General features: G+C 59.3%; 11 protein-coding genes. 4 read left to right on the forward strand and 7 right to left on the reverse strand.

What is annotated here, in order from left to right:
- The 7 genes from ACILSI_RS25930 to ACILSI_RS25960 all read right to left on the reverse strand — a co-directional run.
- The coding region (locus ACILSI_RS25930) for a serine/threonine protein kinase (protein ID WP_395724831.1) at positions 1–1140 on the reverse strand (1140 nt) is incomplete at its 3' end.
- Positions 1141–1165: 25 nt separating this feature from the next.
- Positions 1166–2452, reverse strand: a complete 1287-nt coding sequence (locus tag ACILSI_RS25935) for a protein kinase domain-containing protein (RefSeq protein ID WP_395724832.1) — start codon at positions 2450–2452, stop codon at positions 1166–1168.
- Between the two features lie 8 nt (positions 2453–2460).
- Positions 2461–3297: a hypothetical protein gene (locus ACILSI_RS25940; RefSeq protein WP_395724833.1), complete on the reverse strand. Its 837-nt coding sequence runs from the start codon at positions 3295–3297 to the stop codon at positions 2461–2463.
- A gap of 71 nt (positions 3298–3368) precedes the next feature.
- Positions 3369–4190 (reverse strand): ThiF family adenylyltransferase, encoded by an 822-nt coding sequence (locus ACILSI_RS25945; RefSeq protein WP_395724834.1) that lies wholly within the window; start codon positions 4188–4190, stop codon positions 3369–3371.
- An 18-nt stretch (positions 4191–4208) separates the two neighbouring features.
- Complete coding sequence (locus tag ACILSI_RS25950) at positions 4209–5237, reverse strand: SMP-30/gluconolactonase/LRE family protein (protein WP_395724835.1); 1029 nt, start codon at positions 5235–5237, stop codon at positions 4209–4211.
- A gap of 193 nt (positions 5238–5430) precedes the next feature.
- The gene (locus ACILSI_RS25955; protein WP_395724836.1) at positions 5431–6804 is read right to left on the reverse strand and encodes a Gfo/Idh/MocA family protein; all 1374 of its coding nucleotides are present in this window, start codon (positions 6802–6804) and stop codon (positions 5431–5433) included.
- Positions 6805–6839: 35 nt separating this feature from the next.
- Entirely contained in the window at positions 6840–7691 is an 852-nt protein-coding gene (locus ACILSI_RS25960) for a sugar phosphate isomerase/epimerase family protein (RefSeq protein ID WP_395724837.1), read from the reverse strand.
- Between the two features lie 226 nt (positions 7692–7917).
- Here ACILSI_RS25960 and ACILSI_RS25965 point away from each other — a divergent pair, with 226 nt between their 5' ends.
- From ACILSI_RS25965 to ACILSI_RS25980, 4 genes are all read left to right on the forward strand, one after another.
- On the forward strand, positions 7918–8409 hold the full coding sequence (locus tag ACILSI_RS25965; protein ID WP_395724838.1) for a LysM peptidoglycan-binding domain-containing protein: 492 nt from the start codon (positions 7918–7920) through the stop codon (positions 8407–8409).
- Between the two features lie 89 nt (positions 8410–8498).
- Complete coding sequence (locus tag ACILSI_RS25970) at positions 8499–9110, forward strand: sigma-70 family RNA polymerase sigma factor (protein WP_395724839.1); 612 nt, start codon at positions 8499–8501, stop codon at positions 9108–9110.
- Positions 9094–9753 carry an anti-sigma factor family protein gene (locus tag ACILSI_RS25975; protein WP_395724840.1) on the forward strand — a complete coding sequence of 220 codons (660 nt, stop codon included), beginning with the start codon at positions 9094–9096 and terminating at the stop codon, positions 9751–9753. The genes ACILSI_RS25970 and ACILSI_RS25975 overlap by 17 nt, the downstream gene beginning before the upstream one ends.
- Positions 9750–10250 (forward strand): hypothetical protein, encoded by a 501-nt coding sequence (locus ACILSI_RS25980; protein WP_395724841.1) that lies wholly within the window; start codon positions 9750–9752, stop codon positions 10248–10250. Before ACILSI_RS25975 ends, ACILSI_RS25980 begins: the two co-directional genes overlap by 4 nt.
- Positions 10251–10459 lie beyond the last annotated feature (209 nt).

Raw genomic sequence — 10459 nt, forward strand, 5'->3', positions numbered from 1 at the left:
GTCCCGATCTGTTGCGCGATAGGCTTCACGAAGCCACGTTCGGGGATCCCTCCAGCGACCATGTTGAATCTTTCGGTCGTGTTCGACCGGCAGATCCTGCTCTGCCGATGAACGGCTAGGGGTGCCTTGGTAAGACTTGCCGATCAGTTGGCCGTAAACATCCATCAAGGAGGAGCAAAGGGCTTCAAAGTTATCCCACCGCTTTGAGAAATCGGGCGCGAAGCACCGACGGAGGATTTCTTTGACGGCCAAGGGCATGGCCTGGCTAATGACGTCTACCTGTTCATCGTCGAAGAGATACTCAAGGATCTCCGCCGCGATATGGCCTCCATGCGGGGAGGACACGCCGCCCGCAAACATGTCCATCACACTCACGCCCCAAGACCAAATGTCAGTCTTCCGCGAAACGGGCTGTCCGGCACGTTGCTCAGGCGATGCGTATGCAGGAGTCATGCCACCGGAGCTGACCAACATGCTTTGCTGACCCTGTGGCAAGCTCGGAGAAACAAAGGATCCATCAGCCGCTCGGAAACGTGCTCGTGAGAGGCCAAAGTCTGCGACCATAGGGGTTCCTTCCAGCGTCATAAGCACGTTGCCAGGCTTCACATCCTGATGAATCAGCCCTCGCTGGTGGATGGCATGTAATCCCCAGCCAAATTGAATCGCAATGTCCAGGATCTTTTCCAGGCTGGTCAACTTGCCTTTCGAAATCCAGTCGGCCAGCGAACCTCCTTCGATAAAATCAGCGAAGATGACGACCTCATCACCAACAGTGCGGAAGAACCGGCAAGGCACGATGTTCGGATGCTCTGGAAGATCGATCCATGTCTGCAGTTCGGTCAAAAATGCCTTGCGGTGCCTCTCGTCCCGGATCAACGCCTGCTTTACGGCAAACCGGCGACCGGTCGAGTCACTCTTGATCAGCCAGACGCGCCCCATGCCACCCTCTCCGAGTGTGCGCTCCACGACGAAGTCACCGAGGAGCAACTGGCCAGGCTGCCAGACCCCTGCTGGTAAGGGCGGTTGCGATGGTTTCGCTGGCGGATCAGGAAGCGGCGGGCGTTGCGCTTCCCGAGGCGTAGGACGGGGCGGCGGAGGTGGTTCAGTGCCGCCAAAGAGTTTTTTGAGCCAGTTGTTCATGGTGAGACACAGGTGTGATGAAATTTCAGCGGATCGCCTGTTTGAACTGCTGGAGCATTTCCACGGCGGACGGGTAACGCTCCTTGGCCTTGAGAGCCAGGCTGAGGTCAATGACTTGGCACACCGCCCTCGGCAGCGTTTTGTCCCGCTGGCCAATCGGAATGACCAGCTCGTTCAAGATCACATCAATCGGATCACGCCCCTTGGTGAGCGGATACGGGAATGCTCCTGTAAGCATGAAATAGAAAGTGGCGGCGACGCTCCAGACATCGGAGGCGGGTTTAAGGTGCTTGAAGTTGATGAGCTGCTCGCGGGGCATGAAGAGCGGCGTGCCGGCGTAATTCCCGGTGATGCTGAGTCCGCTCAATCCGGCCTGCTGGAAGTTTTTCGCGAGACCGAAGTCCGAGATGTGGGCCACGCCGCAGTCGAGCAGGATGTTTTGCGGCTTCAAATCGCGGTGGACGATGCCGGACTGGTGCGCATGGGCCAGGCCCGCCAGCGCGTCGAGCATGATGGGCCGGGTGATTTCCAGCGGCACCTTGCCGCCGTGCTGCCGAATGAAGTCCCACAGGCTGCCGCCCTCGCAATACTCCATGATGAACCACGGAATGCCTTCGCAGTGGCCCTGGTCGAACAGTTTGACGATGTTCTCATGACGAAGCTGGGCGGTGACAGTCATCTCGCGCAGAAACTTCTCCACCTCGATGGGTTTCACGGCGACTCGCGGCAGCAGCACCTTGATGGCGACAGGAACACCATCGCTCAGACGGCGGGCGCGGAAGACGACGCCGAAGCCGCCCCGGCCCAGCTCCTTCTCGATCTCGTAGCCGGGAATGTCGAGACGCGGTGCCTTGCCTTTCTTCGCCGCTTTGAGCAGGAGATCGGCAAGCTGCTGGGGATTGAGTTCATCGAAGCTGGGCACGGGGGCGGCGGGTGGTGGCCCGGCCTGCTTCTCCGCCTGGGTAACGTGGACTTCGAGGGCCGTGTCGCCCACCTGGATGCGGTCGCCGCGCATGAGCGTGACTTCAGGGTAGGCACGGCGTGCGCCCTCCTCGGGTGATTCGCCTTCCTGGCGTCCACCTACTTTGCGTCCGTTGACGTAGGTGCCATTGCGGCTGCCGAGATCGCGCACGCAGGCCTGCGGCGGGCAGACCTCCAGGATGAAGTGATGCCGCGAGACGCAAGCATCATCCGGCAGATGCACCTGGCAGTCAGGATGCCGCCCGAGGAAGAAGGTGTCGTGTGCGGCGAAGGTGAAGACTTTGCCCTTGGCAATGCCTTCGATGATGCGGAGCTGGACGGAAGCGGACATGGTAAAAATCAGCCGCATTCTGCGCTGGTGGCGGAACGATTTTCAAGTGCTTTGCGCAAAGCATGCTCAAACGACTGTTGGGCCTCCTGTCGGACGGCTTTGCACCAAACCTCGAAAGTGGCCCCCTGTTCCTGCGTGGCGTGCGTGCCAAGCTGCCAGTTCATGGTTTGAACGTCGAGACGAAGCAGGCGGCGTAGCTGCGGTGGCACATGTCCGATGCTCTCAAAGCTAAGCGCAAAGCGGAAACCTGACACAAGCGCACGATACTTGTGTCCCGCCAGCAGCCGCAGAGTGGTAATTTCCTCTTCAGTAAGGGATTCATCCCTCAAATGCTGCCAGAGCGGCGAGAAATCGAAATCGCTGAACAAATCCCCGCCAAATGAATCGTTGCAGCAGTCAAAGAAGCATTTCAGGTAGTGCAAGCTGCGGTCAAACTGGTGACACTGAGAGGCAAAACCTGCGGCGGAGAACCACAGATGCTGGCTCTGTCGAAATCCAGCCTGCCGAAGCGCCCTTCGACACAAGTTCAATGCCGACAGAGGCCCTTGAACCACATTCAACGCCCGAGCCGTCTGTACGACGAGCACCACCGACGCGCAGCGCATCCGCGTCAATGCCTGGGCTCCCACGGAGACCGCCTCTTCCGCACGATTCAGCGCCAACAACAATGTCGTCCTGCCTCCGCAAGCCTGGACATCCCATCGGCCACCTGTCGGTTTTACGTCTGCAAACCATTCGAGCGCGGTGGCATAGCGTCCAGCCTCCTGGGAAAAGACTCCGTTTTCAAAGGCAATCTGGTCGTCGCCTTTGGCGGCTGATTCACGGGAGTGTTTGGCGGCGTGCATGGTGATGAAGAGTGGTTTCAGCAGCACCTACGGAGTTCGCCAAAAATCGTCAACCAAGCCAGCTTAGAAGCCTACTTTGGCGATTCACACGCAAGGCACCGCACCACTTCCGCAGCGAGCATGAAGCCGAAGGTGCCGGTGACGAAGGTCGCAGCACCAAATCCGGCGGCGCAGTCGAGGCGGAGGCCGGTTTCGGTGCCTTGTTCGGGCTCGAGGGAGCAGGAGCCGTCGGCCCAGGGGTAAACCGGCTTCTCGGTGGAGAAGACGCAGGGCACATTCATCGTCACGGGACGATGCTGCTCGCTTTTGGCGAAGCCGTGGTCGCGGCGCAGGCTCTGACGCACTCCTCGGAGCAAAGGATCAGACCCGGCGTGGCCGAGATCGGCGATTTTGATGACGGTGGGGTCGCGCCGGCCACCGGCGGAGCCGGAGGTGATGACGGAAAGGCCGCGTGCATGACATTTGGCAATGATGAGCGCCTTGATCGAGGTGCGATCGACCGCATCGACGACAAAATCGAATTTCGGCGCGAGCAGGCGTTCCACGTTCGACTCGGTGAGGAACTCGATGACCCGATTCACGCGGCCGGCGGGATTGATCTCGGCCACACGGGCAGCCAGCACCTCGACTTTGGTCACGCCTATGGTGTGAGCGAGCGCGGGAAGCTGGCGATTCGTGTTCGTGATGCAGACGTCGTCCATGTCGATCAACGTCAGCTCGCCAATGCCGCTGCGCGCGAGCGCTTCGACCACCCACGAACCGACACCGCCGACACCAACGATGGCGACATGCGCGGCAGCGAGACGTGGCAATGCGGCGGCTCCATAAAGCCGCCCGATGCCGCCGAAGCGCTGGGTGTAGAATTCATCCATGCGCTCGTTTAGCGTCTGCAAAGCCGGAGATCAACTGCCTCAGCAATGATGCGCACCACGCGTGTTCACATAGACCGAGTAAAGGCTCTGTGAGGCAGTGATGAAGAGGCGGTTCCGCTTCTGACCGCCGAAGCAGACGTTGCTGGCGGTTTCGGGGAGTTTGATGAAGCCGATGAGTTTGCCCTCGGGATTGAAGACGTGGACGCCGTCGTAACCGTCGCCGATCCAGCCGGCGCTGGCCCACAGATTGCCTTCCACATCGCAGCGAATGCCGTCGGAATTGCCTTTGGATTTGGGATCGGCGAGCTGGCCTTTGTTCGTGGCGAAGATCTTGCCGTTTTTCACCTTCGTTCCGTCCACGTCATAGACGCGGATGTTTTTCGGTGCGCCGGTATCGACGACGTAGAGCTTCTTGTAGTCGGGAGAGAAGCAGAGGCCGTTGGGCTTCTCGAGGTCTTCGGTGATCTTGGTGATCTCGCCGCCGGGGTCGATGCGATAGACAGCTTCTTTGAGAAGAAGCTCACCTTTGTTGCCCTCGTAGTCCATCATGCTGCCGTAACCGGGATCGGTGAACCAGATGGAGCCGTCGGGATGCACCGCACCGTCATTCGGGGCGTTGAGCGGCTTGCCGTCGAACTTGTCGGCCAGGACGGTGATCTTGCCGTCGAGTTCGTAGCGCACGACGCGGCGAGTGCCGTGCTCGAAGCTAATCTGGCGGCCCTGGAGGTCGAAGGTGTTGCCGTTGCTGTTGTTGGCATTGTTGCGCATGACGCTGACATGGCCGTCCTCCGGCAGCCAGCGCATCTGGGCGTTGTTGGGGATGTCGCTCCAGACGAGGTAGTTGCCGCTGCCGTTCCAGGCGGGGCCTTCGGCCCAAAGCATGCCGGTGTGGAGGCGGCGGATGGGCGCGTTGCCCTGAATGAGTTTTTCAAACGCGGGATCGAGCGCGATGACATCGGGGTCCGGGTAACGCTCGGGTGTTTTGCCAGACCAATCGCGGGCGAGGAGGGTCGTGGTGGCGGCTGAAACGGCGAAGCTGGTGAGGAAGGTGCGGCGGTTGGAGTTCATGACGATGCGGTTGTAGCGAATGGAACGCGGGATTGGCAAGAGATTTGGACCACGGAATACACAGAACACACGGAAGACGAAGGTTGGGAGTTGCGGTTGGTCTGATTTTCCGAAACCGGCCAAAGCCGGGACAACCATACAAAAAAGCCCCGGCGCATGGCTGCGGCCGGGGCTGATGAGTTTGGCTGTCGAATTAGACGACGGGAGCGCCGGGGATGTCCTTGCCGGGGATGGCGATAGGATACCAGCCATCGGCGTCAGGTTTGACGGGAGGCTCGGACTCAAGGGTGATGATGTTGGGCATGTGCTGAACTTTGGAGTTCAGGACTTCGTCCCACTTCAATTCCTTGCCGGAGTAGGTGGCCATGCGGCCCATGACCGCGGTCATGGTGCTCTCGGCGCCGTAGTAGGCGTTGTTGAGCGGTTTGTTCTCGCGGATGGCGGCCTGGAGGGTGTCATGCTCGGTCTGGTATGGATCTGGATCGAGACGCTTGGCGGCTTTGCCCTTGGCATCGCCGATGTCTTTGCCACCGGGGCGGTATTTCCAGATGGTGTTGCCCTTGTGGTCGTTGGCGTAGCAGCGGCCGCTGTTGTCGAGGTAGATCTTGCCCTTGGTGCCGGTGAATTCTTCGCGCACAGCGTTGGAGACACCGGACTGGTGGCGGCACTGGCTGTTGATGCGGACACCGTTTTCATAGGTGTACTCGACGTAGTGGTGGTCGTAGATTTGACCAAACTTCTTCTCCACGCGCTGCATACGACCGCCCATGCCCTGAGCGCTGACGGGGTGGCCGCCGATGAACCAGTTGGCGACGTCGATGTTGTGGATGTGCTGCTCGTTGATGTGATCGCCGCAAAGCCAGGTGAAGAAGTACCAGTTGTTGATCTGATACATGAGCTCGGACTGGTCGGGGCGCTTGTCGCGGAACCAGATGCCGCCGCCATTCCAGTAAACCTGCCCGCCGGTGATGTCGCCGATGATGCCTTGTTCCTTGACCTGGGTGAGGGCTTCCTTGTAGCAGTTCTGGTAACGACGCTGAAGGCCGACGACGACTTTGAGATTCTTCTCGTCAGCGACTTTGGCCATTTCGAGAACCTTGCGCACGCCGGGGGCATCCACAGCGACGGGCTTTTCCATGAAGATGTTTTTGCCTGCGTTCACAGCAGCCTCGAAATGATACGGACGGAAGCCTGGAGGTGTGGTGAGGATGACGAGGTCGCAGCTTTCGATGACTTTCTGATAGGCGTCTGGACCGGCGAAGATGCGGGAGTCATCGACTTTCACCTTCTCGGGGTTTTTGTTCCGCAGGTTGCTGAGCGCACCGTCGGCCTTTTCTTTGAAGGCATCGGCGACGGCGTGGAGCGTGACCCCCGCTTGATTGGTGCTGAGCGCCTGGCTGGCGGCACCGGTGCCGCGACCGCCGCAGCCGATGAGGCCAACTTTGATTTCATCGCTGCCTGCGGCCCAAGCGGATTGGGCGACGGTGAGTGCGCTGGCAGCGGCTGTGGTGCCGATAAACTGGCGGCGTGACGTGGCCGCTGCGGGGGTGGTGGTCGGTGTGTTCATGGATGGAATGGATGGGTTGTTCGATGATCTCTATATCAAGCCAGCGCGTTTTTGATGAGCGCGTAGCCTTCGGTGTAAACTTGCTCGGTGCTGGGGAAGAAATCCCGCCAGACGCGGGTGGCGGCGGCGAGATCCGGCAGAGCGCTGCCAAAGGCCTCAATGGTCATCCAGCCGTCGTAGCCGATCTTTTTGAGGTGCTTGATCTGCTCGACGATGTTGATGTGGCCGCGACCGGGCGTGCCTCGGTCGTTCTCGGAGATGTGGACGTGATTGAGCTTGCCAGTGGCGAAGACGGTGTCGATGGCCTTGAGCGGATTCTTTTCTTCGATGTTCGCGTGGAAGGTGTCGTACATCGTGCCGAAGTTCGGGTGATCGACGCGCTTCACATAGGCGGCGGCCTGCTCCATGGTGTTGAGCAGGTGGGACTCGAAACGGTTGAGCGCTTCGATGGCGCATTTCACGCCTGCGGCCTCTGCAACAGGGGCGATGGCGCGATGGACTTCAGCGGCTCCTGCGAGTTCGGCTTCCGAAGGGAAAGCGCCCGTGAACTGGCCGAGCACTTGATAATAGGGGCCGCAAAGCGTCTGCACACCGGCGTTGTGGGCGCATTCGAGGACGCGTTTGAGATGATCGATGGCACCCTGGCGATTGGCAGCGACTGGGCTAATTGCGTTGTGCGCTTCATCAGGCAGTACGGTCACGGCGGTGCATTGAAGACCGTTGTCCTTGAGCACCTGGCCGATGCCTTTGAAGTGTGCCGGATTGCTAACATCAAAAATCGGCACTTCGACGCCGTCATAGCCGGTGGCCTTGAGTTTTTCGATGACTGGGTAGTTCGCCTCGGTGACGTGGCCGGTGTAGAGCAGGAGATTGAAGCCGATTTTCATGGGGTGGGAAGGCAAGCTAGGGAATGGCAGGCGAATTGGCAAGGTTTGTGTCGGGAGATTTGCCAGGAAGGCCAGAACGTGGGCCGGAGAACTCTATTTCCAGGATGTCGCTGAATCGCAAGGTAGAGCGGGTGACGGCAAATTAGGCATTGAAAAGGGTGGGTCCGATTTCATTAGTGACACGGCTTCGATCCCGCCGGTTGGAAAACCGAATCCCCTCCATCTCATGACCGCCCTCCGCATCCTCGCGCTTTCCACCACCTGCCTCGTTCTCGCTTCCTGCGAAAACACGAAATCCACCGGCAGCGACCCATACGCCTCGAACTATGGCAACGACGGTCACTACAACCCGTATCCCGGTCAGAGCGGCTACTCGGCTGCCTCCACACCGACCTACCAGAAGCCACCAATGCCTGTGGAGCCTGAGCCGCCGGCAGATCCTTACGCCTTCAGCGCCACGAAAAAGGCGACACCCAGCAGCCCCGCTCCATCCACACCGAAAAAGACCACTGCATCAAGCAGCTCGACGAAGAAGAAGTCCACACCCTCGAAATCCACGGCGAAGAAATCCTCTTCCGGCTCCCGCTACGCTGTGTCGAAGGGCGACACCCTCTATGGCATCGCTTTGAAGAAGAAAACGACGGTCGCCAAACTCAAGGCCGCCAATGGACTCAAGAACGACCTGATCCGTCCCGGACAGAGCCTGAAGATCCCCTGATTTCAACGCACGGGCGTTTTTCTGCCCCAATTCGCCCAAACATCGAATTTTCTCCGTTTTGGGCCGTCCATCCTCCGCCTTTCCTTTCCATGCCCTCCTCAGCCGCGACTGACCCTGGCGAAGTCTCCGACATCGACTTGGTCAAACGCAGCCAGGCGGGTGACACGCGGGCCTTTGACACCTTGGTGACAAAGTACCGAGGGAGGATCTACGCCATGACCTACCATTTGATCCAGAACGAGACGGAAGCCTGGGACCTCGCGCAAGAGGCCTTCATTAAGGCGTGGCGTGCTCTGCCGAACTTCAAACAGGACGCGGCCTTCTATACCTGGCTCTACCGCATCGCCCACAACGTGACCTACGACTGGCTGCGGAAGAAGAAGATCCAAGGCGATGGCGAGTTCGATGACGAGCGCACAGAGCATCGTGTGGCCGCCGGGGCCGAGGCAACGCCCAAAGGTGATGCCGCCCCGGACACCGCCATGCGCAATGCCGAACTCGGCCAGCGAATCCAGGAGGCAATCTCCAGGCTCACTCCTGAACACCGGCAAGTCATCATCCTGCGTGAGGTTGAAGGGCTGGCCTATGAAGAAATCGCCGCTCTTGTGCCCTGCTCGCTTGGTACAGTGATGTCACGCCTGTTTTACGCACGCAAGAAACTACAGGAACAACTCAAAGACGTTTATGAAACCACCCTCTGATGACCACGACCTCATCCGCTGGCTCGATGGCGAGATGAATGACTCCGAACTCGCCGCCTTTGAAGCGCGACTCAAGGACGATCCTGTGCTGGTGAAAGAAGCTGACGATCTGCGTGCCTTGAGCGCTGGCATCCGCGACCATCTGCCCGCCGAGATGACGGTTCCGCACGCGGAGTTTTTCAACTCGCAGATCCAGGTGCGCATCGCCCAGATGGATCTGGATGAGAGCCGTCAAAAACAGACCCGAAACACATCCCTGGCTGATTTATTCCTCTCCTGGATACGCCAGCCGTGGTTTGCGACCGCAGGTGCCGTGGCACTGGCTGTGCTAGGTTTCGTCTGGATGCGCCCGCACACGCAGGACACCGCGCACAGCCTGATCCTTAGCTCCTACACGCCAGGCCTCGGTGTCGAGGCGAGCACCTACCACGACCATGACGCGGACGCGACTGTTCTCATGCTCGATGGTCTGGAAGAAGTGCCTGCAGACCGCAAAATCTCCGGCATCAGTGTCCACCGTAGCGAAACCCAGCCAGAAGTTGCCTCCACGACGCTGTTTGATGCCACTGGAGCCCCACTGCTCGTTATCTCACGCGATGACGCCGGACATCCTCTGTTTCTGAAGAACACTCCTCGCGGATGAAAGCTATTCTGCCAGCCCTGTTGCTTTTGATTCCCGGCGCGAACCTGTTCGCGCAGGAGAAAGCTGCTCCCCAACCGCTTCCCGTCGTCAAACCTGCCACGGAAGGCAAAGTGTGGGGTGCGCTCATTTTCGCCACCAACGATGCCGAGCAACTGATCGGCTCACAGGAGAAGGCGCCAGCCCATCTCGGCCAGCTCAATGACCGGCTGTCCAAAGTGTTTGGCTTCAAACACTTCGAGATCCTTGGCCAGCATCAACAGGACATTTTCCGCGAATACGAGTCCTGGGTGGTACCTTCGCGCGACTTGTTCCTGAAAATCGACTCCAACGGTCCTGCCGATAACGGCGGCGTCAAACTGCACCTGCAAGTCTGGCGGGAGCAGCAGGTGCTGGTCAAAAGCGACGCTGTCTTACGCGCAGGCAGCCCTCTATTCATCGGCGGCCCCAAATGGAAAGACGGCCGACTGATCTTTGTGCTTTCATTGGAGCGAAAATAGAACCGACACGGTGCAGTTGCCGCTTTTGACGGAGTGAGTGCTCGCGACAAGACAGCGAGTCTGAGGCAGTCATCCCGTCCCCAAACGAAGACACCCCGCATCTTGTGGGATGCGGGGTGTATTTTAATCTGGCAACGTCCTACTTTCGCATGGCCTTTCGCCATACTATCATCGGCGCAACAGCGTTTCACTTCCGTGTTCGGAATGGG

The sequence above is a fragment of the Prosthecobacter sp. genome (genome assembly GCF_044232965.1).
In the GTDB taxonomy this organism is placed as follows: Bacteria; Verrucomicrobiota; Verrucomicrobiia; order Verrucomicrobiales; family Verrucomicrobiaceae; genus Prosthecobacter.